Here is a 23,941-nt window from a genome sequence, read left to right as displayed (position 1 = left end):
GCTGCCGTCCCTGCGGCCCGGCGCCGACGGATTGAGGAGGAACCGTGCCTGAGGGCGATACCATCTGGCGGGCGGCCCGGGACCTCAACGCCGTTCTGGCCGGCCAGGAGCTGACCCGGTGCGATATTCGGGTTCCGAAGTTCGCGACCACCGACTTCACCGGGTCCACCGTCCAGGACGTCGTGTCCCGCGGCAAGCATCTGCTGATCCGCGGCGGTGATCCCGTGGACGGCTGGATCCTGCACTCCCACCTGAAAATGGAGGGACTCTGGCACGTGTACGCGCGCGGAGAGAAGTGGCGCCGTCCGGCCTTCAAGGCCCGCTGCATCCTTGAGACTGCCACCCACCAGGTGGTCGGGTTCGACCTCGGGTTCCTCCGGGTGCTGTCCCGCTCGGAGGAGGACGACGCCGTCGGTTATCTTGGCCCGGACCTGCTGGGTCCGGACTGGGACGCGGATGAGGCGCTGCGGCGGATCTCGGCCCAGCCGGACCGGCCCATCGGCCTGGCACTGCTGGATCAGCGGAACCTCGCCGGAATCGGCAACATCTACCGGTGCGAACTGTGTTTCCTGGCCGGCATCCATCCGCTGACCCCGGTCTCCGATGTGCCGGACCTGCCGCGGCTGGTGGACCTGTCCAAGCGCCTTCTGGAGGTCAACAAGGCCCGGTCCCGCCGGATCACCACCGGCGCCATGGGACGGGACCAGCTCTGGGTCTATCGCCGGGAACGGCGGGGCTGCCTGCGCTGCGGCACCAAGGTGGCCCACGAGCTGCTCGGTGACAACGAAATGGAAATGCGGGATCTGTATTACTGCCCGCGCTGCCAGCCGTTCCCCTAAAACGCTCCCGCTTCCGACTCAAGCATTCTTATCTCAGCTGCCGGCTGGCCCTCCGGACGGCGGCGTTGATGCGGTGCAGCCGTTCCGAGTCCAGTTTCCAGGCCTGCCAATACAGCAGGACGTCCTGGTGCGCCCGTTCGTCGAGCAGCACCAACGTCCCGTCGTCGAGCTCCGTGCCCAACTGCAGTTCCGGCAGCATGCCCCAGCCAAGTCCCGCCCGGACCGCCACCAGGAATGCCTCCGAGGACGGAACGGTGTGCCGGGGTGGAAGGCCGTCAACACCGCGCGCCTGCAGGAAGCGGCGCTGCAGATCGTCCTTGGCGTTGAACTGCACCACCGGCATGGCTGCCCAGTCGACGCCGTCGTCCCGTGCGAAGCGCTGGTGCAGGCCCGGCGTTGCCACCGGGAGGTAACGCATGGCACCCAATGCCTCTACCCTGCAGCCGTTGACCGGTGCCGGATCGGCAGTGACGGCGCCGATAACGTCCCCCTGGCGCAGCAGCTGCGCACTGTGGTCCTGGTCTTCCACGTGCAGGTTTAGGGTGCTGTCCGTCCACCCGGCTGCATCGGAAAGGACGGGCACGAACCACGTGGCGAGGGAGTCCGCGTTGACGGCCACCGGCGTCGGCGTCCGCGGTGACATGCCGCCGGAGAGCGCCGACCGGGTTTCCCCCTCCAGCAGCTCTACCTGCCGGGCCATGCGCAGCAGAACCGCGCCAGCCTCCGTCGGGGTGCAGGGCATCCCCCGGCGGACGACGACCTGGCCTACGGAACTTTCCAATGCCTTGATGCGCTGACTGACGGCCGACGGGCTGATGTGCAGCCGATCCGCTGCCGCTTCAAATGTTCCCTCGTCGACGACGGCGGACAGCGCGCGGAGATGCTCGAAGTTCATGAAGCAAACCTAATGCATCCTTCAAATCTTTCGTTTGTCTGAACCGATTCAGCTGGTTACCGTCAAGGAATGGGAAGTGTTTGGGTAACCGGGATGGTCACCGGACTGGGATTGATTGTCGCCATCGGGGCACAGAATGCGTTTGTGCTGAGGCAGGGCCTGCGGCGGGAACACATCGGCGTCGTGGTTGCCCTCTGCATCATCAGCGATGCACTGTTGATCTTCGGCGGCACCGCCGGGATCGGGGCACTGGTGTCCCGCTTCCCGGCAGTACTGGAAATCCTCCGCTGGGGCGGGGCAGCGTATCTCACCTGGTGGGGCATCCGCTCCCTAATCTCCGCGGCTAAGCCTTCCGTCCTGGAAGCACAGGCCCCGCGCGCCAAGGGCACCGTCATCCTGACCACTCTTGCCCTGACCTTCCTCAACCCGCACGTCTACCTGGACACGGTGGTGCTGCTGGGCAGCCTGGCGAACCAGTACGGTCCGGACACCCGCTGGGTTTTCGCCGCCGGCGCCGCCGTCGGAAGTTTCCTCTGGTTCATGGCCCTGGGCTACGGTGCCCGCTCGCTGTCTGGTGTGTTGAACCGGCCACGGACCTGGCAGGTGGTTGATCTGCTCATCGGCGTCGTCATGTTGGTTCTGGCCGTCCGCCTGGTGCTCGGCTGACCGGCCTCAGTCCCTTTTGATCTTCTGCTGCCGTCCGGCCCCGCTAGCGCCCGCCGGTTGCGTGTGTAGCCGTGGCCCAGCGCAGCAGGGAATACAGCAGCTGCGAAGCACCGGGCATAAAGCCGGATCCGTGGTGGTAGACCGGGTCCATCGTGGTCACCAGCAGGCGGGCCGGCTGGTTCACCTCGTCCAGATACAGCAGCGAGCCGGATTCGGCACCGTTTTCTTCCATCACCACCAGCGAACGGGCACCGGGGCGCGGATGCAGCAAACCGTGGTGATGCCAGGACACGGACCACGGCGTGAGGAATTCCCACATTGGGTCCTCCGGAAGCCGCAGCCGGGTGCCGTTGTCCTCGCCGGTGCGCCACATCCAGAACACCGTGGGGCGGAAGCTGTAGCCGACGCCGGGCAGCCACTGTTCCACCTTGTTCTCCCCCAGCACGATCACTGTTTTCCCCGGGTCCGACAAAGCCTCCAGAAGCGCGGGAACAAAGCGGGCCAGCTGGCCCTGGTGCAGCCGGTCGCTGACAATCACCACGTCCAGGTCCGCGAGTACGGAGGGATCGGTGTCCGGAAGATAAACGGATTCCAGCCGGTACGGGGCCAGGGCAGGGTCGGCCAGGGTCCGCAGGGGCTGGAAAGTGCCGGAGTGCAGCAACCCGATCCGGGGGGCAGCGGTTCGCGGGGCTGAACCAGCAACGCCGGCGCTGGTGGCAGTGAAAGCACCGGTGGCAGCGGCCGCAGGGGGCACGGTGACACCCGCAGCCCATGACACCGGTTCAGCAGCCAGCCCCGTTCCCCCTGCCAGCCACTGCACCAGGTTCGGACCTAGCACGCGGGTGGAATACTGATCGTCGCTGAAGCTCTCAAGGTCATTGCCGCCGTGGACCAGCACTTCCCCGTCCCCCAGCCGGTAGCTGTAGTCCAGCGGAAGCCGGTACTGGCCGATGCCGGTCACCACGGTCGCGCCCTCGGGCAGGTCCAGGTGGTAGCCGCGGCCGTAGAAACCGGCGACGCCGATCTCCTCCAACCGCTCGTAGCTGTGCGTTCCGGGCACCCCGGTGCGGTAGTGCAGGTCCCGGTAGTCGATGCCGTCCCACACCGGGTGCGGCGAGGCCGGATGCGGCCGGACGTCCTGCGCGCCGCGGAATTCGAGCTTCCGCCAGACCGCCAGTCCGTCAATGAACGGCCGGACTACCTGGCCGTTGACCAGCACCCGTCCGCCGGCGCGGACAAATCCGGTGAGCTCTTCGCGGTGCCTGCCCAGCAGGAGATGGTCCACCCCGCCGCCGATCACCAGGCCGTCGGCCGAGAAGATCCGGGCGCGGGCGGCGTCGTCGTCGAGGTCATAGGCGTCGACGTCCTCGAAGGCGCCGCGCCAGGTGGTGTCGGTCTGGCCAGGCATCGGCGTCCCGCCGATCAAGCGGACAATCACGGATGGTCCTTTCGGGATTCGTGGAGGGATACAGCCGGTGCCCCAACGGCTTCCGGGACCGGGCAGGCACGGCAGGATGGACCGAAGTCGGGCACCGCGATGACGCGGTCGCCGGACACCGTGCCCACGGTCGGGGTGCAGATGGGTAGGCCGTAGACCTCGGAGAGGGCCGGACCGGTCAGCAGCTCCTCGGTGGGGCCCCAGCGAACGTCGTGGCTGCCGACAAACAGCAGTGCATTGCGGGACACATGGAGGGCATGGTCGGGATGATGGGTGGTCATGATGACACCCATGCCCTCCGCGGCCAGTCCGGTGAGCACGCTCAGCACGCGGGACTGGTTGTTCAGGTCCAGTGCCGACGCCGGTTCGTCCAGGATCAGCAGTTCGCAGCCGGACGCCACGGCCCGGGCAATCAGCACCAGCTGCCGCTGCCCGCCGGAGAGGGTGGAATAGTCGCGTGCGGCCCAGTCCACCACGCCCACCCGTTCCATCGCCGCATCGGCGGCGGCGTGGTCCTCGGGGCGCGGGGTTTGATAGGCGCGCAGGTGCCGGGTGCAGCCCATCAGCACCATGTCGGCGACGGTGAAGGACGGTCCGGCGCCGTGGTCCTGCGGCACATAGCCGATGCCCGGCGCGCCGTGAACCGTTCCCTCGCGTGGGGCAAGCAGCCCGGAGAGGCATTTGAGCAGCGTGGTTTTACCGCGGGCGTTGGGGCCCAGGATGGACAGGATTTCCCCGCGCTCCAGCGAAAAGCCGAGGTCCCGGAAAAGCCACGGACGCAGCCGGGAATAGCGGAAACCGAGGCCGGTGGCCTGCATCAGGGGTCCGGAGCCGGCGGCCGGGCGGTCCGGCACCGGAGCAGACGGAACCGGGCGGGCCCGGGAAAGGACGGTCATGAGAGCTCGGCTTTCTTCTGCGAACGGGCCAGCAGCACCACGAAAACGGGGGCGCCGATGATGGCGGTGAGGATGCCCAGCGGCAGTTCGCTGCTGCTGATGGAGCGGCTGATCGTGTCAATGAGCATCAGGTAGGTGCCGCCCAGCAGCAACGACGCCGGCAGCAGGGTCCGGTGGTCCGGCCCCACCCAGAGCCGGGCAAGGTGCGGAACCACCAGTCCCACCCATCCGACGGCCCCGGCCACGGCGACCGTGCCGGCAGTCATCAGGGCGACGGCGCACAAGAGCACCACCCGGGAGCGGTGCGGGTTCACACCCAGGGCGGCGGCGTCGTCGTCCCCCAGCGACAGGACATTCAGCCGCCAGCGCAGGGCCAGGACGACCGCCGCGCCGATGGCCACCGGGACCAGGGCGGTGAGCACCTTGTCGTAACTGGCCGCGGCAATGGAACCGAGCAGCCAGTGCACAATCGAGGGCAGTTCGGAGTACGGGTCGGCCAGGTAGGTCATGAAGGAGACCAGGGCGTTGAAGAACGCCGCCACCACAATCCCGCCCAGGACGATCATCAGCATGGCGTTGTCCCGTCCGCCCAGCCGGCCAAGCAGCAGCACGCCGGCGAGGGCCGCCAGCCCGAACCCGAAGGCACCCCCGACCATCCAGCCGCCGGACAACCCGAGGGTCAGTACCAGTACGCCGCCGAAGGACGCACCGGCAGTAACGCCGATGATGTCCGGGCTGACCAGCGGATTGCGGAACAACGCTTGAAGGCACGCACCGCCGAGCGACAGCGCGCCGCCCACCAGGAAGGCCAGGAGCACGCGTGGCAGCCGTACATCCAGGACCACTGTGGCTTCCTGCTCGGTCCAGGTCCGGCGGACGATGCCTTCGCCGCCGAAGAGAGCGGTGACTTCGTTGAAGAGGATGCGCAGGATTTCGTTCGGCGGCACCCAGTACCGGCCGGCCGCCATGGAGACCAGGGCCACCGCGCACAGGATCAGGACGCAGAGCGGCAGGATCAGTCGGCGCCGCGCCGGTGACGGCGGAGCGCTGGCAGACGACGCCCTGGCCGACGACGACGGTCCGGCGGGCCGGGTGCGCGCACCGGTGCCGGACCGGCGAAGAGCCGCCACCTCAGCCCCGGAAGACGTCGTAGCCAAGGCTGGCCCCGTTCAGGTCCAGGCGCAGGGCGGCGTCAATCTGGGCTTCGCTCACGTCGTACCCGTAGAGGTACGCAATCTTTTCCTTCATATCGGTGCGCAGGGTGTTCCTGGCGCGGCCCGGATGGAATAGCTCGGCGGCCCACTGCCACATCAGCGGGGATTCGGCGCAGGGCACCTCCCAGCGGTACCCGCCCAGCGGCGCCTTGTAGACCCGGCGGTTTTGGACGGCGGACACGGACGCCAGAGACGGATCCGCATAGACGTCGGCCGGCGTGCGGGTATCGAAACCGCCCAGGGTGATGACTTCGGGATCCCATTCGATCAGCTGCTCGGCGCTGACCACGTTCTCGGCTGAAAGGTTTTCCGCCGCCATGTTCTGCCCACCGGCCAACTCCATCCAGTAGTGCATGTAGGAAGACTTGTTGGACGCCGAATAGCCGTCGCCGGACTGGCCGAGGTGGACGACCCGGACGCGGGTGGGAACAGCGGCGAGCTCATCCTCCAGCCGGGCGATTTCGGCGTGCATCCAGTCCACGATTTCGGTGCCGCGCTCGGGCTTGCCGAGGATGGTGGAGAACAGGGATACCCAGGTTTCCAGATATTCCTGCGTTCCGTAGAGCAGGCAGACGGTCTTGAACCCGGCGTTTTCCAGCGGCTCCACGAGGCCCTCACCCTGGTCCGCCCACTGGAATACAACGTCGGGTTCCAGCTTCGTAATGGTTTCGATGTTGGGGGTGAAACTCGACGGCGAGATGGTGGTGGTGGTTTTGGACTCGGGGAACATTTCCCCGAACAGACCCTGCCGGTTGGCCTGCGCCGTGGATTCGTTAATGCCCACGATCTTTCCGTACCCGCCGTCCACAGCAGCCAGCATGGAAGGAGACGGAATGACCGTGGTGGCGATTTTCCGCACCGGGGCGTCGAAGGAAACCTCGACGCCGCGCATATCGGTCACGGTGAAACCGCCGGATCCTGCCGCATTCCCCGCCGCAGCCACCGTGTTACGGCCGGAGCAGGCCCCCAGCGCCAGTGCCAGGAAGCCGAGGCCGGCGCCGCCCAGGATGTTGCGTCGTGAGAGTCCCGATGTTGGACCGGACAGGGAAATTTCGGGTGCAGTCAAGGACATTCCTCACGGGACGGAAGGTGGAATACATAAGCGGACACCTAACATCTGACCACAGCCGAAGAGATTAGATCACGTTTTTATGCCCTAATTACGGTGTGAAATGCCTCGCATCTTTTGCTAGCTGTCCTACCTTTTCGGAAGGCTACGATTAGTTGGGTGAACACCCCCAACCAGCCGGCAGACGGCTACTGGTACGCGTCCAGCCCCGAGCATCCAAAAGCCCGGGAGGTACTGGAAGCAGTACGGAGCTACCGTGCGGCGGAAACCCGGATCCGCCGCCGCACGCAGGACGCCATGGGTATGAATGAGAACGACCTCCTGGCCATGCGGTACCTGATGCAGGCCCGCCAGACCGGCGGGAGCCTGGGCCCGAAAGACCTGAGCAGGCTCCTGGGGATCTCCACCGCGTCCACCACGGCACTCATCGACCGGCTGGAGCGCGGCGGATATGTCCAGCGGCGTGCCAGGCCCCACGACCGCAGGGCCTGGGAAATTGTCCCCACCGATACCTCGGACGCGGAAGTGCGGGCAACTGTGGGCACTATGCACCAGCGGATGATGCAGGCAGCGGCGGAGCTGTCCCCACAGGATGCCGAGACCGTGATCCGTTTTATGGACCGGCTGCGTGAGGCGCTGGATGCGCCCGCAACAGCACCCACCCCGCCACACCAGTAATCCGCGCTCCCCATCCGCATCCCCAGGCTGGACACTGCCACCATGCCCCCATATTGTTAGCTGAACTACTAATTCGACGAGCTAGCTAATAGCGGGCACTAGTGGGCGGGGAAACGGTGATGGACACAAAGCCAGGCCCAGCAGCCCCGCCCGCCTCCGACGCCTCCGGTTTCAGTGCCCACGTCCTGGTGGACGGGCGGTTCTGCCTGGATGAACCGATTGGCCACGGCACCGCCGCTTACGTTTGGCGGGCAACCGATCTCGCGTCCCTGGAGAAGGTGGCGGTCAAGATTTTCTCCGCGCCGCTCGGCCATGTTCCTGAGGGTCACGAAGCCCTGCGGGAGGCTGCTGTGCTGCGGGCCGTCGCCAATCCGCGCGTTGTCCGGATGATTTCCACGGGCACCATCAGCCATCCGCTGAGCGACATGCAGACGCCGTACCTGGTCCTGGAACTGGTGCCGGGGACCAACCTCCAGCGGACGCTTGCCACCACGGGTGTCCTCACCAGTGCCGCCACGGCACGCCTCGGCCTGGACCTCGCCTCGGGGCTGGGCGGAGTGCATGCTGCCGGCTACATCCACCGGGACGTGAAGCCATCGAACATCCTGCTGGACCCGAAGACCGGCGCCGCCAAGATCACGGACTTCGGCATCGCCGTCAGCACCCTGGTGCATAACGGCGGGGCGCAGTCCTACGGAAGCCTGCCCTATCTGAGCCCCGAGCAGGTACGCCGTGCCCCGCTGACTTCCGCCACGGACATCTACTCCCTGGGACTCGTCCTGCTGGAATGCCTGATCGGAGCCCGCGCCTTCGATCTGCCGCAGACCGAATCCCTGACGGTCCGCACGGTCCACGGTCCGGACATCCCGTCCGCACTGCCGGCCGGCTGGCGGTCACTGCTTTCGGCCATGACCTCCCTGTCCCCGCAGGACCGGCCCACCGCGGAGCAGTGCCTGCGGGAGGTGGCGTCCCTGCGCCATCGGCTCCCGGATTCAGCAGCTGCCTGACGCGCGACGGCGGCGGCTACGGAAGCTTTCCGGCCATCCGCTCGCGCATCTGCACGCTGGCGTCGTTCAATCCGGTGATCCGCACCTCGGTTCCGCGGCGGCGGTACTTCTCGGTCACGGCGTCGAGCGCAGCCACGGTGGAAGCGTCCCAGACGTGCGAACCGCTCAGGTCAATGACCACAGCGGCGGGATCCAGGACGTACTCGAACTGGAAGTACAGATCATTCGAGGAGGCAAAGAACAGCTCACCGTTGACCCTGTAGGTGGCGGTGGCATCGGCCCCGTCCCCGGTAACCGTGCGGTCCACCGTGACAAAGTGCGCCACCCGGCGTGCGAACAGCACCATGGCGACCAGCACGCCGACGCCGACGCCGCTGGCCAGGTTGTTGGTCCAGACCGTCACGGCCACGGTGACCAGCATGACGGCGGTTTCGCTCTTGGGCATCATCTTCAGCGTGGACGGGCGGATGCTGTGCCAGTCGAAGCTGGTCACGGCCACGAAGATCATGACCGCTACCAGGGCGGCCATCGGAATGAGCGCCACCACGTCGCCCAGAACCACCACGAGCAGGAGCAGGAACACACCGGCCAGGAAGGTGGAAATCCGGGTCCGCGCACCGGAACCCTTCACATTGATCATGGTCTGGCCGATCATCGCGCAGCCACCCATGCCGCCGAAGAACCCGGTAACCAGATTCGCCGCACCCTGGCCCCAGGCCTCACGGGTTTTATTCGACCGGGTGTCGGTGACGTCGTCGACCAGCTTTGCCGTCATAAGCGACTCCAGCAGCCCCACGAAAGCCACAGCCAGCGCGTACGGGAAGACCACCTGCAGGGTGTCCAGGGTGAACGGCACATCCGGCAGCAGCAGGGACGGCAGGCTGTGCGGCAGCTCTCCCTTGTCCCCCACCGTGGGGACGTCGAGGGAGGCGGCCACCGTGATGGCCGTGAGGACGACGATGGCCACCAGCGACGCCGGCACCGCCGTCGTCAGCCGCGGGAGTCCGAAGACCACCAGCAGCCCGAGGGCCGTGAGCGGATAGACCAGCCAGGGCACCCCCAGCAGTTCGGGCACCTGGGCAACGAAGATCAGGATGGACAGTGCATTCACGAACCCGACCATGACCTGGCGCGGAATGAAGCGCAGGAGCTTGGCTACCCCGAGCAGCGCCAGCAGCACCTGGAAAACACCTGCCAGCAGTACTGCGGCAATCATGTACTGCACACCGTGGGACGCCACCAGCGGGGCGATCACCAGGGCCACCGCACCGGTGGCCGCGGAAATCATCGCCGGGCGCCCACCCAGGAAAGCAATGGTGACGGCCATGGTGAAGGCGGAGAACAACCCGATCCGCGGATCCACCCCGGCGATGACGGAGAAGGCCAGGGCCTCGGGGATAAGGGCCAGCGCCACCACCAGTCCGGCCAGGACCTCGGTCTTGAGCAGCTTCGGCGAACGCAGGGTACGCAGGACGGACTGGCGTTCCTCCGGCGTCGGGGCCGCTGCCGCCGTCGGTGTGGCTTTCGTCGGCTCAGAAGGGGAAAGAACTGGTTTGGTGGCCACCGGGCTCCGTTTCGGCTTGCAGATTCTGCGGCAACAAGTGCCGGCGGGTGTGTCAGGACGGACAGGTGTCCGGCCAGAACAACCCAGCCCAATTTAAGCCCGGATGCGCGATATCCTGAAACCGTGATGCAGTCCCCTCTTCCCGTGCGCAACGGAGTCAATGCCACCCGCCTGCGCCTTCCCGGCGAAGGCCCCTGGGACACCGCCATGGACTATGTGCTCGAACGCTTCGGCCACGTGGATCCGGACGGCATCGTGAACCGCTTCGAGCGTGGCGAAGTCGTCGGTCTGGGCGGCGTGCCGTTGACCGCTACGACGCCCCTGGCCGAGCACACGTTCATTTGGTATTACCGTGAGCTCCCGCCCGAAGAGCGGATTCCGGTGGAGATCGGCATCCTGTACCAGGACGAGAACCTGCTGGTGGTAGACAAGCCGCATTTCCTGCCGACGACGCCGGGCGGCATGTATGTGGCCGAGTCGGCTTTGGTGCGGCTGCGGGTCCAGCTGGGGATTCCGGACCTGATCCCCATGCACCGCCTGGACCGCATGACCGCGGGCCTACTGCTGTTCTCGACGAACCCGGAGACCCGGGGCAAGTACCAGACGCTCTTCGAGAAGCGCCGGATCAGCAAGGAATACGAGGCCGTCGCACCCGTCCGGGAGGATCTTGAGCTGCCGAGGATCGTGCGCAGCCGGATGATCAAATCCCGCACCTACCTGCTGGCCCAGGAAGTGGAGGGCGAGCCGAATGCGGAGACCCGGATCGAGCTGATGGAAAGCAGCGGCGGGCTGGGGAGGTACCGGCTGCTCCCGCACACGGGCAAAACCCACCAGCTGCGGGTGCATATGGCCTCGCAGGGCATCGGGATCCTGAACGATTCGTTCTATCCGGAACTGCTGCCCCAGGCGCCAGACGACTATTCGAAGCCCCTTCAACTGCTGGCCCGGTCGGTCCAGTTCACCGATCCGCTGACCCACGAACCGGTGGAGTACCGCAGCCGGCTGTCGCTCGAGGCGTTTCCCGGCTGAGGCTGCCCGACTACTGCACACCGGGTGAATCTACCCTTCTACTGCATCCCGGCTACAGGACGGTCCAGCGGCCGCGCATCCGTCGGAGCACGCGGAGATCCTGGCCGTTCGCTACTTCTTCGACGGCTGCCCGCATATTGATCGCCGCGCGGCGGGCCCGGGAGTTTTCCACGGACCATTCATCATCCGGGACGGTGAAGCGCAGGGTGATCCGCGGAACCCCGGAGACGATATCCAGTTGGTTAGCCTCCACGTGGTGAGCGGCCCCGAGTGCGGCTACCGCCGTTTCCATGACGGTTTCGGGCGGGTTGCCCGGCTTCAGTCCGAGGATATTCAGCTGGACACGGAAGGAAGGCATGGGACCAGCCTAGTGCGATCCGCGCGCGGCCTGCGCCGCCATCGAGTGCCCGTAAGCCGACAGGCTCACGGGCATTTGAGGTCGCCTTGTGAGTGTGGGTGGTTTCTCAAAAAAATCCCAGCGGCCGAACCTAGCCGTCGCTGAGGAGAATCCCAAGATAGTCTGCGGAACGTATGTGTCCTCTCACGTCGAGGTTCCAGGCGGGCCGTATAAACCTTTCCGAGCTAAGGCGCAGGTATTGAACCTCTGTTACTTCCGTAGGTTTCCATGATTCCCTGAAAATCCCATTGGGCTCGTAACCCAAAGATTTTGACACACCCAGAGAAGCCGAGTTCCAGACTGCTGCCTCGGAGACAGCGGTGTTCGCCTTTAACCAATCAAAGGCGTAGAGGATGACTGCTGTTCGCATCTCCTTGCCGAGGCCTTGGCCCTGAGCATCTTGGCGGAGCCAGGAGCCCGTTGACACCGTCTTGAGAGTGCCAAATCCTTCGGCACTCAAGTCCTGACATCCGACAAAGTCGTTGCCTCTCCAGACTCCGAAGTGGAGTGCCCACTTCTCCGGTGTCGATTCTGCACGTGCCCGCCAAATCCGTCGTGCAGTGTTTGCGGGAAGATCTTCAGGGCGTGCCTCCGTCCACGGATGGGAAAAAGGCATCTGCCCTGGGGGATGTATGCCAGCCTCCGCGGCTTCCACGGCAGCGGGCAAGTCCGCATCTTGGATCGGTCGCAGAACCAAACGTGGAGTGGAGAGAACTAATCCGAAGGGTGGCCACAAGGTGGCTAGGCTGGTCACCCCCAAATCCTAACCAGACGTTGTGACGTTGATCCGGCTCGAAATCCGTAATCTCCTAAGTGCACGGCCCGTTGAGGGATCCGCTTACGAGATCAGCCGGCCATGAAATGCCGTGAAACCATCCCGTCTACTGTTGCGACCAAGACCGCTGAAGCTATGGCTTCAGCGGTCTTTTCTGTTTTAGGGGGTGGGGGCTGGGGCTGCGGTACCCTTGGTGATCTTGGCGAGGGGTTCACGGGCACCGGGTGAGCCGTCTGCGAAGTTCATGTGTCCGGCTATGACGGTGGAGCGGGTCCAGATCCCGCCGGGCAGAAGCCGAAGGGCCCGGCCGGCCGTCCGTAGACGGCACTGCCGGGCCCCGTGGCTCGGCCGGGGCGAGCTGCCACGGCCTCTGGTGTTCGTCTTAGACGTCGTCCGGGTTGAAGCCGGCAAGCGGATCGCCGCCGCGGTGTGCGGGGTCGTCGCTGGCGTCTTCGTCGCCGGCCGCAGGATCGCCGAAGTCGACGTCGTTGGCTGCCTCGCCGATGGTCGGTGCTTCCGGCGGGACCTGGGTGTCGCCGTTGAGGAAGCGCTCTTCGGCGGTGTCATCGCGGAGGGTCTGGTCGGAGAGTTCGCCGGGCTCGTTCAGCGGTGCTTCTTCGCGGATCAGCGGATCGTCCTGCCAGTTGTCCGGGTTGTCTTCCGCCGCGCCGGGGTACGTGAGGTCCTCAGCGTCCACCAGCTCGTCCTGTTCCAGCAGTTCGTCTTCGGAAACCACTGTCAGTTCATCCGGCGTGGCAACTGCGGCTACGTCGTCGGCGAGAACCGGATCGTCGCCCAGCTCGGGATCAGGAATGCTCTGCTCGGTCATAAACCATGCCTTTCACGTCCGGTAAACCGGGCCGCCGTTTCTACGGCCCGTTTAGTAAGCCTACTGATCCTGAGGATGGCATGCCACCCGGCAGCCCTGCATGGGAGCTCCTGCTGGAAGCCGTCGCCGGCACATCCAGGGTCCCGGACATGCCATTTCGCTCCGGTTTGTGAATCTGCTGCCAGTTTGGGAAACCCCTCCGCTTTGCCACGGCAGCGATTTCCCAAACCGGTCGATTTCTCCCATAACGGAGCAAAAACGGGAACGGCCGGAGGGGCCCCAGCCGGGCAACCCTGCCGGAATGGCACACACCTACCGCAGAGCCGACACCCCGGTGATGTCCCGCCCGACAATCAGGGTATTGATCTCGTAGGTGCCTTCGTAGGTGTAGATGGCCTCGGCGTCGGCGAAAATCTTGGCCATCCGGTAATCCGTGACAATCCCGTTGCCGCCGAGGATGCTGCGGCCCAGGGCCACGGACTCGCGCATCTTCGCGCTGGCGTAGGACTTGGCAAGTGCAGCCCGCGCCATGTCCCCACGGGCTTCAGGCACTTCGCCTTCGCCGGACGGCAGCTGGTAGCCGCCGTGTTCCAGTTCAGTGACCCGGGCCAGCATCCCGGTACTGGCCACCACGTTGCCGAGGATGGAGACCAGCTGCTGCTGGATCAGCTGGAACGCGGCCAGCGGACGGCCGAACTGCGTGCGTTCGACGGCGTAGGCGCGGGCGACGTCGAACGTGGCCAGCTGCGCCCCCACCGCCTGCCACCCGACCATGATGCGGGACCCGCGCAGCAGCTGCTTGGTGTCATCGAAGCTTTCCACCCCCGCGAGCAGATCCGCCTGCGGTACCCGGACGTCGGTCAGCACAATGTCCGCGTTCTGCACGGTACGCAGCGCGGTCTTGTTTTCGATCCGGGTCCGGACCACTCCGGGCAGGGTCGCATCGAGCAGGAAACCACGGGTGTATCCGGTTTCCGGTTCCCGCGCCCACAGGACCATGTAGTCGCAGAAGGTTCCGTTGCCGATCCAGCGTTTGGCGCCGTTCAGCACCCAGTGGTCACCGTCCCGCACTGCGGTGGTGGACATTCCGCCGGCCACGTCGGAGCCGTGTTCGGGCTCGGTCAGTGCGAAGGCACCGGTGATCCGCAGGGCGCGTGCGTCGTCGAGCAGCCGGGCCTGTTGTTCCGCGGAGCCGAAGGCCAGCAACGCCTCAACGAACAGGTCGTGGTGGACCATAAAGAACGTGGCGAGGGAGGTATCCGCACGGGTCATTTCCGCAATGACGAGTCCGGCAAACAGCGGCGAGTACCCCTGGTGGACCGGTGCGGACAACTCCAGCTGCGCCAGCTTGGGCAGGAGGTCGGAGGGGAACCGTGCCTCGTTCCACCAGTCCACGGCGTGCGGCAGCACTTCCTCGGCGAGGAACTGCCGGAGTTCGGCGAGTTTGTCTTTTTCGGTGTCGCTGAGCAGGTCTTCGAAGCCGTAGAAGTCGGCGTCAGGCAGCTGGTCCATTGGTGCGGGGTGGTTCGTCAAGGTCAGCGCGGTCCCATCCGGATGGCGCCGTCCAGGCGGATCGTCTCGCCGTTGAGCATCTGGTTCTCGATGATGTGGGCAGCCAGGGAGGCGTATTCCGTGGCCCGGCCCAGGCGCGAGGGGTGCGGCACCTGCGCGGCCAGGGAATCCTGGGCGGCCTGCGGCAGGCTGGCCATCATCGGGGTCTCGAAAATGCCCGGCGCGATGGTGACTACCCGGATCAGGTGGCGGGCCAGTTCGCGGGCCAGCGGCAGGGTCATCGCGGCCACGCCGCCCTTGGAGGCGGAGTAGGCGGGCTGGCCGATCTGGCCGTCAAAAGCGGCCACGGAGGCGGTGTTGATGATGACGCCGCGTTCCTCGGTGCCGTTGGCCGTCACGGGGTCGGTTTCGGCCATGGCGGCAGCAGCCAGGCGGGTGACGTTGAAGGTACCGATGAGGTTCACGCTGATGACGCGGGCGAAGTCCTCCAGCGGAAGGACACCGTCCCGCCCCAGCACCTTGCCCGGTGTGGCGATGCCCGCACAGTTCACGGCAACCCGCAGCGGTCCTGCTGCCATGGCCGCCTCGACGGCGGCCTGCATCTGGTCCGGGTCGGTCACGTCGCCCGGCACGAAACGGGCGTTGTCCCCCAGTTCCGCCGCGTAGGCCAGTCCCTCCGACTGCGGGAGGTCGACCAAAACCACGGACGCGCCGGCGTCGTACAGTCTCCGTGCCGTGGCCCGCCCCAGGCCCGAGGCTCCCCCTGTGACTATGGCCGATGCGCCTGCGATGTCCATGCAATCCTCCTGGTGGGTACTCACCGGCAGTGTCGTCTATGTCACACCGGCAGGATCCGAGCCTACTGTGCCCCGGCTGGTGCCGCATCTTCGGCGTCTGGCATAGGGTTGGCGCATGCTCTTCGAGGATGCCGACCTGGACGCCGACGACCGCGCCGAAGCAGCTGCCCGCACGGTGAGCAGTGCTTTTGGACGCCAGCTGGCCGGCCTGCCCGGAACCCATCTGGCCGCCACCAGCCGCCCCGCGTCCCGGCTTCAACAGCTGCGCCAGCCGTGGCATTACTGGTGGCAGGCGCACTATCTCGATGCCCTGATCGACGCCGGCCTGCGGGAGCGCCGGACCGGCACACCCTTCCGCGGCCCCGAGCATCCTTCGGCTGCGGACCTGGCACCGGCACTGGTCCGGACCATCGGGCTGCGGAACCGCATGCACTACACCAACAGGTTCTATGACGACATGGCCTGGCTGGCCCTCGCCGTCGGCCGCCTGAACGCACTGTCCGGATCGCGTGACCGGCAGCGGCCGTACCGGAAAATCCTCGCTGCCCTGAACACGGCACTGGAATCCGCACACACTCCCGAGCTGGGCGGCGGCATTTACTGGAACCGGGACCGCAACTTCAAGAACACTCCGGCCACCGCTCCCGCGGCCCTGCACTTTGTCCGGACCGGCTCCCGGGACCGCGCGCAGGAACTGGTCGATTGGCTGAACGCCACCGTGCTGGACCCGGAAACCGGCCTCTACCTGGACGGGATCAAGATGGTCGGGCGCCGTTCGGGGCCGGTGCAAACGAAGTTGGAGCGGACGGTGTTCACCTACAACCAGGGCCCCGTTCTGGGTGCCCTGCTGGAGCTTGGCGGGAGCACCAACCTGGCCCGCGCCGCGGAGCTGGTGGAGGCAGTCTCCACCCACCTGACCGACGACGGCGGGTCCGCGCGTGTCCTGCGCACCCACGGCACGGGCGACGCCGGGCTTTTCACCGGCATCCTGGCCCGCTACCTCGCCCAGGCGGCCGTGTCCCCCGCCCTGCCGGAGCCGGCCCGCCGGACCGCTGCCGGCCTGGTGGAAGCCACCGCACAGGCGCTGTGGGAGGGACGGGGCAAACGTGCGGACTGGATCCTCTTTTCCTCCCGGCCGCTGGAACCGGCGGCGGCAACCTATCCCGGCGGCACCGCCGTCGAGCTTTCCACCCAGCTGCAGGCATGGATGGTCCTGGAAGCGTCGGCGCGGGTGCGGCGGGCCGGCACGGACACGGCCTAAGCGGACCGTGAGCCGGCCGTCAGCCGGCCTTGAGCGGGTGCTGCGATGCTGCTGCCACCGGGTCCAGGTCCGCCAGGGTGATCAGGTGCTGCGGGTGATGCGGGAGCGGGAAACTGCGCTGGACGTGGAGCGCGCTGTCCACATGCAGCATTTCGCCGGAATCCAACAGCCTCCAGTTGGGATTTGAGTCCATTTTTTCCGTCGCCACCATCACGGCTGAGCGCTTGTCCTCGCGTAGCTGGTCGCTGCGAAGGCTGATCCGGTTGCTGTGCTGGTCCTCGAGCATGTCCTGCGGCCCCTGCTGCAGGACATACAGCGGATGTGTGTCGGGATAGCGGACGGCCCACAGCTCGGTGGCGGTGGTGAGGATGATGTTCAGTGCGTAGAGCCGCAGGTTCTGTGCGATCCAGGCCAGCGTCGACACAATCGCGGCCTCAACGTCTCCGCCGTTCACCCGCGCTGCCCCGGTGATCAGGGCAAAGAGCCGTTCGCTGTCTGTTTCACCCCGGACCAGGTGGTACACCTCCAGCTGGCGCAGCCGGTCGTTGAGCTTGTCCAGGTCCTCCACCACCCCGTTGTGGGCCAGAAGGCGGTTGTCCTGCACGAAAGGGTGCGTATTGACGTCCGTATCCCCGCCCGTGCTGGCATAACGCACGTGGGCAAGGAAGGTGGTGCTCTCCAGCTCACGGGCGGCCTGGGCGTACTGGATGTCCTCGTACGCCGCGATGGGTGCCTTGTCGACCGACGGGCTGCCGTCCGGGGTGAAGGTGCCGATCCCGAATCCGTCCGCTTCCCTGCGGCTCTGCTGGGCCAGACTGTCGGGCGCCGTGAGGAGCCAGAACGTTGCCCGGACCGGAGTTTTCCCGGCGTGCATACCGAAGAGTCGGCACATGTGGACCTCCTGATGGACAGGGGACGGACCGGGGCAGCCTTGCGGCTGCGCCTAGCTGCCCCGCTGTTGATCGCCCGCAGGCGAGGGTGATGGCTTCCGTTTCTGCGGATAGGGCGCGCGGTGTTCGCTGAGCATCTGTACGTAGTCGGCGATCAGGCGTTCGCGGGCTGCCTGCGTCTTGAGTCCTTGGAGCCGGAAGTACATGGCAAAGCGGTTTTGAGAGGTCAGCACGTCAAACATTTCCTGGGCAGCCGGAACAGCTGCGATGGCCGCCTGAAGGTCCGCGGGGATTTCCGCCGTCGCCGAACCGGCGTAGGCAGCGTCCCACCGCCCGTCCACCTTGGCACTGAGCACGGCATCCCGGCCTGCCTGGTGCATCCTGCCTTCCGCTTCCAGCCGGCTGATGTGGCCCACGTTCCGCAGCGACCAGATGCTGCGGCGCCCCCTGGGTTGGAACCGCTGCAGGTAACTTTCCTCATCGCGTTTGTCAGCCTGCGCATCGATCCAGCCGAAGCAGAGCGCTTCATCCAGTGCCAGGCGATACGTCAGCCGGGTGACGTTGCCACCCTTCTTGCCAAGGACCAGCCGTACGCCGGAGGACAACCCGTAGTTATGCTCCAACCACTCCCGCCACGCCCCGGCGTCGGGCAGGAGAAGCTCGGGGAGCTCCCGTGTCATGGTCCAAGTCTAGGGAAGCACCTGCCGGCCTGAAAGGGTCCGGCCCGCCGGAAGGGCCCTGCCGGTTCAGCCAATGGCCGAAGCGCAGCGTTCCATGTGACGGACACGGCACCTTTGAGGTAGAACACTGCTATGAACGTTCGTACTCCTGACCCGTATCCAGGCTGGCTTTCCGAGGAAGATCTCTACGAAGCCCGGCAACGCCTGCCCATGGTTTACGTCGAGGCGGTGCCCGTGCGGTGTGACCCGCTGGGCTACGTCACCGAAGTCGGTCTGCTGCTGCAGGCAACTCCGGAGGGGCAGATGGTGCGTTCCTTCGTTTCGGGCCGGGTGCTGTACCGCGAGACCATCCGCGGCGCGCTGCTGCGCAACCTAGAGAAGGACCTCGGCCCCATGGCGCTGCCGCAGCTTCCGCCCACCCTGGTCCCGTTCGCCGTCGCCGAGTACTTCCCCTCCCCCTCCCAGAGCGGGCTGACCGATGAACGCCAGCACGCCGTCGCGCTGGCCTACCTGATCCCCGTAACGGGTGAATGTGACCCGCGCCAGGATGCCCTGGAATTGTCCTGGCTCACGCCCGAGGAAGCACTTAGCCCGGCCATCTACGCCGAGTTCTCCGGCGGCCGCGGGGACCTGCTGCGCCAGGCGCTTGCGTCTGCCGGCTGGGGGCGCTGACAAAGGGGCGTAGCCCAAGCTTTATATAATGGGGGTTCTGGGGGGAGCCGGGTCCAACCACGAAGGAATCGCCATGTCTGAGAGCCAACCGGAAACGTACGCATTCCGGGTCAATGCGGAACTGCTTGCCCCAGGACAAATGCTGGTCCCGGGCGACGGTGCCGCAGCACCACTGGCTCCCGTAGCCGGAACCACTGTGGAGGCCGATGACTTCGGGATTCCGGCCCTGGTGCTGGCCAAACTGGAAGATGGATCCTCGCTCCGGCTGGCTTATGGGTCCCCCGTCCGGGTAGCCGCTCCGGCTCCGGAGAGTGCACCTTCGGACGCCGTCCAGCAGGTGCCTTCCGAAGAGGACAACGCTGCCGAAATCATTGCCGAAGCTTCGGCGGCGCATCCGGACAACGCTGCGGTGCAGGAAATCGCGGCACGTCTGGAGCGCGGATTGAACGTGAAATCCGGCAGTCATCTGCAGGATGTCCGAGACCTTGCCCACATTCTTTTTATCGATCTTGGCGACGCAGAGCACGCGCTCAAGGTCTGCAACGTCATCACCGGGCTGCCCTTTGACGGGAACTTCGGACGGTGGAACTGGATCCAGGGTGCCCTTGCCCTGGCCGCGCACATTACGCAGGAGGCCGGCGATGCGGAGAGCGCAGCTGCCTACAGCCATGCCGTGCGCTCTGCGGACACCTCCGAGACGGACCCGCTGAAGGCGAAGCTGGCGGCCGAGCTGCTGCAGCGCCAGCTGAACGAGCCGAACCTGTATGACCGTGAAATCCACCGCGCCGCCGAGGCCGGAAACGATGCCAGCGAACGGGAATGGCGGCTCCTGCGCCTGAACGCCCTCCTGTACCTGCGTGCCCACGGCGGCTCGCAGACACTGGCCGACGCCGAGCTGGACCGGCGGATCCGCACCGAGCTTATTGCGGTGCGCGGCTAGCGGAGTTGCCCTATCTGGTCCTGCTTCCGGCGCGCGTGCTTTTCGCGTAGATGCTGCTGCCGCAGATGCACGGCCACCACCACGGCCATGCCCACCGCGGCGCCGATCAGGGTTTCCAGGCCCCGGTCCCGGAGCAGCTCCAGCGGATCGCTCGGGTGGGCCAGTTCCGTGCTGACCAGTGCCAGCGGGGTGACCACCACCTGCGCCAGGGCGTATTGCCTGGCAATGAACATCTCGGCACCGAACTGGCAGGCGGCAATGACCAGGACCATCTGCCAGGGCTCCAGCCCGGGAAAGAGAATCAGGGCTGTCAGCAGCAGGCCGCCGAACGTGCCGAGGATGCGCTGCAGTCCCCGGTGGACCCGGTGGCGGACGGTCGCCCCGACCAGCGGGACGGTCGCGGCAACCATGGCCCAGTAGTTGTGCCCGATGCCGAGCAGGGTGGCAATGGAACCGGCCAGCACCGCTGCCGTGGCGTACTGCAGCCCGTCAATGTAGATGAGGCGGCGTTGGACCCGGGAGAACCGCGGGCGCTCGTGCCTGGCCCATTCGGTGCGGTGCTTCCGCACCAGCATCCCGGAGAGACCCAGCAGGAGGGAGAACCCCACGGTGAGGACCGCGGTGAGCATGCCCTGCCAGAGCGGTGGCTGGTTCGGTACGGAAGAGATAGCCGCGAAGGCAAAGATGTGGAACAGGGAACCCACGGGACGCAGCCGCCAGAATCCGGTGGCGATCGTGCCAAGTCCGGCTACCGCGGTGGTGCCCACCACGGTTCCCCAATCGTCCAGGTCCAGGCGGGCGCACAGCGCGGCGGCCAGGATCACGGCCAGCATCAGTGCGCCTGCACGGCCCTGATGGCCCAGACGCTGGCGGTGCGGTTCGTTCCGGCCGTAAATTCCCGTGAAGGCACCGAACGTTGCGAATATGGCCAGATCGATCCGCCCAGTGAACAACAGCAGGAGAAGCGGTGCTCCCAGGCCAACGGCGCAGCGGATGGCCGCCTGATGGTCATTGTTCGCCGGAGCAATCCTGAATATCTCTTGCAGGTGCGTCAAGGGGACGGCCTCTGACTTTCGTACCACTGGCACTTTCGTTCCATTGGAATAGGTGGGTGCGGGCATAATTTCCGCCGGTTCCCCAGCGGCTTCAAATTCCGCCCATCCAACCTATCCCCGGAAAAGCGCAGGGCTGAATAAATGTGGTGCATCTCCCAGCGGCCGCGCCCGGCGGGAGGTGCGCTCCGGGTAGGGCAAAATGGAGGGGTGTCTTCCTCAGCCTTTTCCTTCACCCTCGGTAAGCGCCTGCGCGAAACCGCCCCTGCAGCGGCCGAACAGCGGGTCGAGGCGAACGGCGGCGGTTTCCAGGGCCGCACCGGAACCATCTCCACGCCCCACGGTGAAATTCAGACCCCGGCGTTTATCGCGGTGGGCACCAAGGCCACCGTCAAGGCTGTGCTGCCCGAATCCGTAGCGGATCTCGGCGCCCAGGCGGTGCTGGCCAACGCCTACCACCTGTACCTGCAGCCCGGTCCGGACATCCTGGACGAGGCCGGCGGCCTGGGGAAGTTCATGAACTGGTCCGGCCCCACCTTCACCGACTCGGGCGGATTCCAGGTCATGAGCCTCGGCGCCGGGTTCAAGAAGGTCATCAACATGAATGCCGACGGCTCCACGCATGCCACCGGCGCGGATGACGACGTCGCGCCCGGCAAGGAGCGCCTGGCGCACATCGACGACGACGGCGTCTGGTTCAAGTCCCACCTCAACGGGGACAAGCACCGCTTCAGTCCGGAAATTTCGATGCAGGTCCAGCACAAGATTGGTGCGGACATCATGTTCGCCTTTGACGAGCTGACCACACTCATGAATTCCCGCGGCTACCAGGAAATGTCCCTGGAACGGACCCGGCTCTGGGCGCTGCGGTGCCTCGCGGAGCACCAGCGGCTGACCGAGGAACGCGCCGGCAAGCCGTACCAGGCCCTGTTCGGGGTGCTGCAGGGTGCACAGTACGAGGACCTGCGCCGGAAAGCGGCCCGGGACCTGGGTGCCATGGACTTTGACGGATTCGGTTTGGGCGGTGCCTTCGAAAAGGAAAACCTGGGCACTATCGTCCGCTGGTGCACGGAGGAGCTTCCGGAGAATAAGCCGCGCCACCTGCTGGGAATTTCCGAGCCGGATGACATCTTTACGGCCATCGAAAACGGAGCCGACACCTTTGACTGTGTTTCTCCTACGCGTGTGGCCCGCAATTCCGCGTTCTACACGCCGTACGGCCGCAAGAACCTGTCCAACGCCAAGTTCAAGCGGGACTTCGGGCCGTTGGTTGACGGCTGCGATTGTTACACATGCACCCATTACACGCGGGCCTATATCCAGCACCTGTTCAAGGCCAACGAGATGGTCAGCCACACGCTGATTTCCATCCACAACGAACGCTTCACCGTGAAACTCGTGGATGACGCCCGGCTGTCCATCGACGACGGGACGTTCTTCGACTTCAAGGCAGAGGTACTGGGCAAGTACTACAGCGGCAAGTAACTGGACCTACCGCTGCAGTACTGCCCGGACCTGCTGCAGAAGGGTTAGGAATTGTCCGGCTTGGCCTGAGTCTCTTCGTCGACTTCCAGCGCTTCCTGCGAGTCCCGCTCTTCGTCACCTGGTTTCGAGTCAGCCTGCTGTGCATCCTCAACCATTGCCCGTGTGACAGCGTCGTTGAATTCGTCCGCGGTTCCGGCAAGGTTTTCATCCACTGCCTTGGCACCGGGGTTCGAAACTGGTTCCTGATTGCTCATCTTGTCTCCTGCCATCCGGGAAAGTGAAACGCGTGCGTTCCCCCACCCTTGCACACCTGGCTGGGGATTTCGCCCGGCCTGAGCAGCGCATCCCGCACCGCAGGGGCCCCTCGTGCAGTCCCGACACTCCAAAACCGACCGGTTTGAGAAACTACTGCCAGTTTGGGTTTTTGCTGCTGTTCTGCGCGGCAGCAAAATCCCGAAATGGCAGCGGATGTACAAACCGGCAGCGGAAACCCCCGGCGAATGGCCGGCCTACCGGCGTCGGCAACGGCAGCTGCCGGCCCAAGCCCGCCGGAGAACCTAGTGCCCGGCAGCCACAGGCTCCAGCCCGGCCGGCACGTACGTGGGTTCGCGCTTCTTGATGGCCCGGATCACCATGGCGGTGACCGGCACAAAGAGGTACTCGATCAGCGTCTTGTAGAGGAAACCGAAAAGTACATAGTTGAAGAACCCGCCGGCGTCGGTAATGCCGATCACCGGAGCGGCTATGGCGCAAAAGATGAGGGTGTCGGCAAACTCGCCCACTCCGGTGGAGACCATCAGGCGTCCGGCCAGGGCCTTCTCCCGGAACCGCTCCTTCATCCGCACCAGCACCAGGGAGTTCAGCATCTGCCCCGCGAGGAACCCCAGCAGGCTGGCCAGCACAATCTGCCAGACCGGTCCCAACGCCGCTTCCAGGGCGGCCTGCTTTTCCATGCCGTAGGCGTCATTGAACCCCGGCAGCGCAATGATCACCGCAAAACTTACGACGGCGAGCAGCGCCATGGTGAACCCGGCAAAGATCGCGCGCCGGGCGGCTTTGAAGCCGTACACCTCGCTGACCACGTCGCCCAGAATGTAGGCGAGTGGAAAGAGGAAAAAGCCTCCGTCGGTGACAATCTCCCAGCCGCCTGGAAGGGCGAACTGCACACCCTTGGTGGCACCGATATTTGAAATGACAATGACCACGCACATCAATGTGAGGATCAGGTCATAGTGGGAGCTCCCGCGGGAGGCGTAAATTGCAGCGGTTTTTCCTGCTGCCCGTGGCTGTACGTCCATGGCATTTTCCGTTCCGGTAGTGGTTCGCCTGGCTGTCGCCGGCTGTATTAGCACTTGC

The 23,941-nt window shown here is 65.7% G+C and carries 25 protein-coding genes; 9 read left to right on the top strand and 16 right to left on the bottom strand.

The features are described 5' to 3' along the window. The first annotated feature begins 44 nt into the window (after positions 1-44). Positions 45-839: an Fpg/Nei family DNA glycosylase gene (locus QNO03_RS14315; RefSeq protein WP_289603820.1), complete on the top strand. Its 795-nt coding sequence runs from the start codon at positions 45-47 to the stop codon at positions 837-839. A gap of 28 nt (positions 840-867) precedes the next feature. Here QNO03_RS14315 and QNO03_RS14310 read toward each other — a convergent pair whose 3' ends face one another. Further along, positions 868-1,734: a LysR family transcriptional regulator ArgP gene (locus tag QNO03_RS14310; RefSeq protein WP_289603819.1), complete on the bottom strand. Its 867-nt coding sequence runs from the start codon at positions 1,732-1,734 to the stop codon at positions 868-870. Positions 1,735-1,827: 93 nt separating this feature from the next. Here QNO03_RS14310 and QNO03_RS14305 point away from each other — a divergent pair, with 93 nt between their 5' ends. After that, positions 1,828-2,400 (top strand): LysE/ArgO family amino acid transporter, encoded by a 573-nt coding sequence (locus tag QNO03_RS14305; RefSeq protein WP_502874595.1) that lies wholly within the window; start codon positions 1,828-1,830, stop codon positions 2,398-2,400. 43 nt (positions 2,401-2,443) lie between these two features. On the opposite strand, the gene QNO03_RS14300 is transcribed toward QNO03_RS14305, so the two are convergent. The 4 genes from QNO03_RS14300 to QNO03_RS14285 are packed head-to-tail and all read right to left on the bottom strand — an operon-like array spanning position 2,444 to position 7,014. Further along, complete coding sequence (locus tag QNO03_RS14300) at positions 2,444-3,838, bottom strand: hypothetical protein (RefSeq protein ID WP_289603817.1); 1,395 nt, start codon at positions 3,836-3,838, stop codon at positions 2,444-2,446. Next, positions 3,835-4,734 (bottom strand): ABC transporter ATP-binding protein, encoded by a 900-nt coding sequence (locus tag QNO03_RS14295; protein WP_289603816.1) that lies wholly within the window; start codon positions 4,732-4,734, stop codon positions 3,835-3,837. The genes QNO03_RS14300 and QNO03_RS14295 overlap by 4 nt, the downstream gene beginning before the upstream one ends. Next, positions 4,731-5,891: a FecCD family ABC transporter permease gene (locus QNO03_RS14290; protein ID WP_289603815.1), complete on the bottom strand. Its 1,161-nt coding sequence runs from the start codon at positions 5,889-5,891 to the stop codon at positions 4,731-4,733. The genes QNO03_RS14295 and QNO03_RS14290 overlap by 4 nt, the downstream gene beginning before the upstream one ends. Beyond that, positions 5,866-7,014 carry an ABC transporter substrate-binding protein gene (locus tag QNO03_RS14285; RefSeq protein WP_289603814.1) on the bottom strand — a complete coding sequence of 383 codons (1,149 nt, stop codon included), beginning with the start codon at positions 7,012-7,014 and terminating at the stop codon, positions 5,866-5,868. The genes QNO03_RS14290 and QNO03_RS14285 overlap by 26 nt, the downstream gene beginning before the upstream one ends. A 162-nt stretch (positions 7,015-7,176) precedes the next feature. Here QNO03_RS14285 and QNO03_RS14280 point away from each other — a divergent pair, with 162 nt between their 5' ends. Next, on the top strand, positions 7,177-7,695 hold the full coding sequence (locus QNO03_RS14280; protein WP_289603813.1) for a MarR family winged helix-turn-helix transcriptional regulator: 519 nt from the start codon (positions 7,177-7,179) through the stop codon (positions 7,693-7,695). 119 nt (positions 7,696-7,814) lie between these two features. Next, positions 7,815-8,702 (top strand): serine/threonine-protein kinase, encoded by an 888-nt coding sequence (locus tag QNO03_RS14275; RefSeq protein ID WP_289603812.1) that lies wholly within the window; start codon positions 7,815-7,817, stop codon positions 8,700-8,702. Positions 8,703-8,718: 16 nt separating this feature from the next. Here QNO03_RS14275 and QNO03_RS14270 read toward each other — a convergent pair whose 3' ends face one another. Then, the gene (locus QNO03_RS14270) at positions 8,719-10,266 is read right to left on the bottom strand and encodes a SulP family inorganic anion transporter (RefSeq protein ID WP_502874594.1); all 1,548 of its coding nucleotides are present in this window, start codon (positions 10,264-10,266) and stop codon (positions 8,719-8,721) included. Between the two features lie 126 nt (positions 10,267-10,392). Between QNO03_RS14270 and QNO03_RS14265 the strand changes: the two genes are divergently transcribed. Then, a complete protein-coding gene (locus tag QNO03_RS14265; protein WP_289603859.1) occupies positions 10,393-11,295 on the top strand; it encodes an RluA family pseudouridine synthase in 903 nt (300 codons plus the stop codon). 52 nt (positions 11,296-11,347) lie between these two features. On the opposite strand, the gene QNO03_RS14260 is transcribed toward QNO03_RS14265, so the two are convergent. The 5 genes from QNO03_RS14260 to QNO03_RS14240 all read right to left on the bottom strand — a co-directional run bounded on the left by QNO03_RS14260 (position 11,348) and on the right by QNO03_RS14240 (position 15,605). Next, positions 11,348-11,653: a hypothetical protein gene (locus tag QNO03_RS14260; RefSeq protein WP_229951116.1), complete on the bottom strand. Its 306-nt coding sequence runs from the start codon at positions 11,651-11,653 to the stop codon at positions 11,348-11,350. Positions 11,654-11,783: 130 nt separating this feature from the next. Then, positions 11,784-12,446, bottom strand: a complete 663-nt coding sequence (locus QNO03_RS14255) for a GNAT family N-acetyltransferase (RefSeq protein WP_289603811.1) — start codon at positions 12,444-12,446, stop codon at positions 11,784-11,786. A gap of 403 nt (positions 12,447-12,849) precedes the next feature. Next, positions 12,850-13,296: a hypothetical protein gene (locus QNO03_RS14250; RefSeq protein ID WP_229951121.1), complete on the bottom strand. Its 447-nt coding sequence runs from the start codon at positions 13,294-13,296 to the stop codon at positions 12,850-12,852. A 312-nt stretch (positions 13,297-13,608) separates the two neighbouring features. After that, positions 13,609-14,808 (bottom strand): acyl-CoA dehydrogenase family protein, encoded by a 1,200-nt coding sequence (locus tag QNO03_RS14245; RefSeq protein WP_289603810.1) that lies wholly within the window; start codon positions 14,806-14,808, stop codon positions 13,609-13,611. A gap of 23 nt (positions 14,809-14,831) precedes the next feature. Beyond that, positions 14,832-15,605, bottom strand: coding sequence for a 3-hydroxyacyl-CoA dehydrogenase (locus QNO03_RS14240; protein ID WP_289603809.1), 774 nt, complete (start codon positions 15,603-15,605; stop codon positions 14,832-14,834). A 115-nt stretch (positions 15,606-15,720) separates the two neighbouring features. Between QNO03_RS14240 and QNO03_RS14235 the strand changes: the two genes are divergently transcribed. Continuing rightward, on the top strand, positions 15,721-16,866 hold the full coding sequence (locus tag QNO03_RS14235; RefSeq protein ID WP_289603808.1) for a glycoside hydrolase family 76 protein: 1,146 nt from the start codon (positions 15,721-15,723) through the stop codon (positions 16,864-16,866). 19 nt (positions 16,867-16,885) lie between these two features. Here QNO03_RS14235 and QNO03_RS14230 read toward each other — a convergent pair whose 3' ends face one another. After that, the gene (locus tag QNO03_RS14230; protein WP_289603807.1) at positions 16,886-17,758 is read right to left on the bottom strand and encodes a class II glutamine amidotransferase; all 873 of its coding nucleotides are present in this window, start codon (positions 17,756-17,758) and stop codon (positions 16,886-16,888) included. 51 nt (positions 17,759-17,809) lie between these two features. After that, entirely contained in the window at positions 17,810-18,436 is a 627-nt protein-coding gene (locus tag QNO03_RS14225) for a YdeI/OmpD-associated family protein (protein ID WP_289603806.1), read from the bottom strand. A gap of 132 nt (positions 18,437-18,568) precedes the next feature. Here QNO03_RS14225 and QNO03_RS14220 point away from each other — a divergent pair, with 132 nt between their 5' ends. Next, on the top strand, positions 18,569-19,108 hold the full coding sequence (locus QNO03_RS14220; RefSeq protein ID WP_229951132.1) for an NUDIX hydrolase family protein: 540 nt from the start codon (positions 18,569-18,571) through the stop codon (positions 19,106-19,108). Positions 19,109-19,181: 73 nt separating this feature from the next. Further along, positions 19,182-20,048: a DUF6707 family protein gene (locus QNO03_RS14215; RefSeq protein ID WP_229951135.1), complete on the top strand. Its 867-nt coding sequence runs from the start codon at positions 19,182-19,184 to the stop codon at positions 20,046-20,048. Here the strand turns inward: QNO03_RS14215 and QNO03_RS14210 are convergent. Continuing rightward, entirely contained in the window at positions 20,045-21,103 is a 1,059-nt protein-coding gene (locus QNO03_RS14210) for an FUSC family protein (RefSeq protein ID WP_289603805.1), read from the bottom strand. The two genes, QNO03_RS14215 and QNO03_RS14210, sit on opposite strands and share 4 nt — an antisense overlap. Positions 21,104-21,310: 207 nt before the next feature. Between QNO03_RS14210 and tgt the strand changes: the two genes are divergently transcribed. Continuing rightward, positions 21,311-22,585, top strand: a complete 1,275-nt coding sequence (gene tgt, locus QNO03_RS14205) for a tRNA guanosine(34) transglycosylase Tgt (protein ID WP_289603804.1) — start codon at positions 21,311-21,313, stop codon at positions 22,583-22,585. A gap of 44 nt (positions 22,586-22,629) precedes the next feature. Here the strand turns inward: tgt and QNO03_RS14200 are convergent, their stop codons facing one another. Together QNO03_RS14200 and QNO03_RS14195 are read right to left on the bottom strand one after the other, a co-directional pair. Further along, on the bottom strand, positions 22,630-22,839 hold the full coding sequence (locus QNO03_RS14200; RefSeq protein ID WP_229951140.1) for a hypothetical protein: 210 nt from the start codon (positions 22,837-22,839) through the stop codon (positions 22,630-22,632). A gap of 303 nt (positions 22,840-23,142) precedes the next feature. Continuing rightward, the gene (locus QNO03_RS14195; protein ID WP_229951142.1) at positions 23,143-23,883 is read right to left on the bottom strand and encodes a queuosine precursor transporter; all 741 of its coding nucleotides are present in this window, start codon (positions 23,881-23,883) and stop codon (positions 23,143-23,145) included. Between the last annotated feature and the right edge of the window lie 58 nt (positions 23,884-23,941).

It is taken from the genome of Arthrobacter sp. zg-Y877, from assembly GCF_030373105.1.
Taxonomy (GTDB): domain Bacteria; phylum Actinomycetota; class Actinomycetes; order Actinomycetales; family Micrococcaceae; genus Arthrobacter_B.
Note: the sequence above shows the minus strand (reverse complement) of the source record. Positions and strands in the feature narration are given on the sequence as shown.

Excerpts from the sequence above, each read along its gene's own strand:
- QNO03_RS14310 (WP_289603819.1), bottom strand. The coding sequence starts at position 1,734 with ATGAACTTCGAGCATCTCCGCGCGCTGTCCGCCGTCGTCGACGAGGGA.
- QNO03_RS14305 (WP_502874595.1), top strand. The coding sequence starts at position 1,828 with ATGGTCACCGGACTGGGATTGATTGTCGCCATCGGGGCACAGAATGCG.
- QNO03_RS14295 (WP_289603816.1), bottom strand. The coding sequence starts at position 4,734 with ATGACCGTCCTTTCCCGGGCCCGCCCGGTTCCGTCTGCTCCGGTGCCG.
- QNO03_RS14275 (WP_289603812.1), top strand. The coding sequence starts at position 7,815 with ATGGACACAAAGCCAGGCCCAGCAGCCCCGCCCGCCTCCGACGCCTCC.
- QNO03_RS14265 (WP_289603859.1), top strand. The coding sequence starts at position 10,393 with ATGCAGTCCCCTCTTCCCGTGCGCAACGGAGTCAATGCCACCCGCCTG.
- QNO03_RS14260 (WP_229951116.1), bottom strand. The coding sequence starts at position 11,653 with ATGCCTTCCTTCCGTGTCCAGCTGAATATCCTCGGACTGAAGCCGGGC.
- QNO03_RS14250 (WP_229951121.1), bottom strand. The coding sequence starts at position 13,296 with ATGACCGAGCAGAGCATTCCTGATCCCGAGCTGGGCGACGATCCGGTT.
- QNO03_RS14245 (WP_289603810.1), bottom strand. The coding sequence starts at position 14,808 with ATGGACCAGCTGCCTGACGCCGACTTCTACGGCTTCGAAGACCTGCTC.
- QNO03_RS14240 (WP_289603809.1), bottom strand. The coding sequence starts at position 15,605 with ATGGACATCGCAGGCGCATCGGCCATAGTCACAGGGGGAGCCTCGGGC.
- QNO03_RS14235 (WP_289603808.1), top strand. The coding sequence starts at position 15,721 with ATGCTCTTCGAGGATGCCGACCTGGACGCCGACGACCGCGCCGAAGCA.
- QNO03_RS14230 (WP_289603807.1), bottom strand. The coding sequence starts at position 17,758 with ATGTGCCGACTCTTCGGTATGCACGCCGGGAAAACTCCGGTCCGGGCA.
- QNO03_RS14225 (WP_289603806.1), bottom strand. The coding sequence starts at position 18,436 with ATGACACGGGAGCTCCCCGAGCTTCTCCTGCCCGACGCCGGGGCGTGG.
- QNO03_RS14220 (WP_229951132.1), top strand. The coding sequence starts at position 18,569 with ATGAACGTTCGTACTCCTGACCCGTATCCAGGCTGGCTTTCCGAGGAA.
- QNO03_RS14215 (WP_229951135.1), top strand. The coding sequence starts at position 19,182 with ATGTCTGAGAGCCAACCGGAAACGTACGCATTCCGGGTCAATGCGGAA.
- QNO03_RS14200 (WP_229951140.1), bottom strand. The coding sequence starts at position 22,839 with ATGAGCAATCAGGAACCAGTTTCGAACCCCGGTGCCAAGGCAGTGGAT.
- QNO03_RS14195 (WP_229951142.1), bottom strand. The coding sequence starts at position 23,883 with ATGGACGTACAGCCACGGGCAGCAGGAAAAACCGCTGCAATTTACGCC.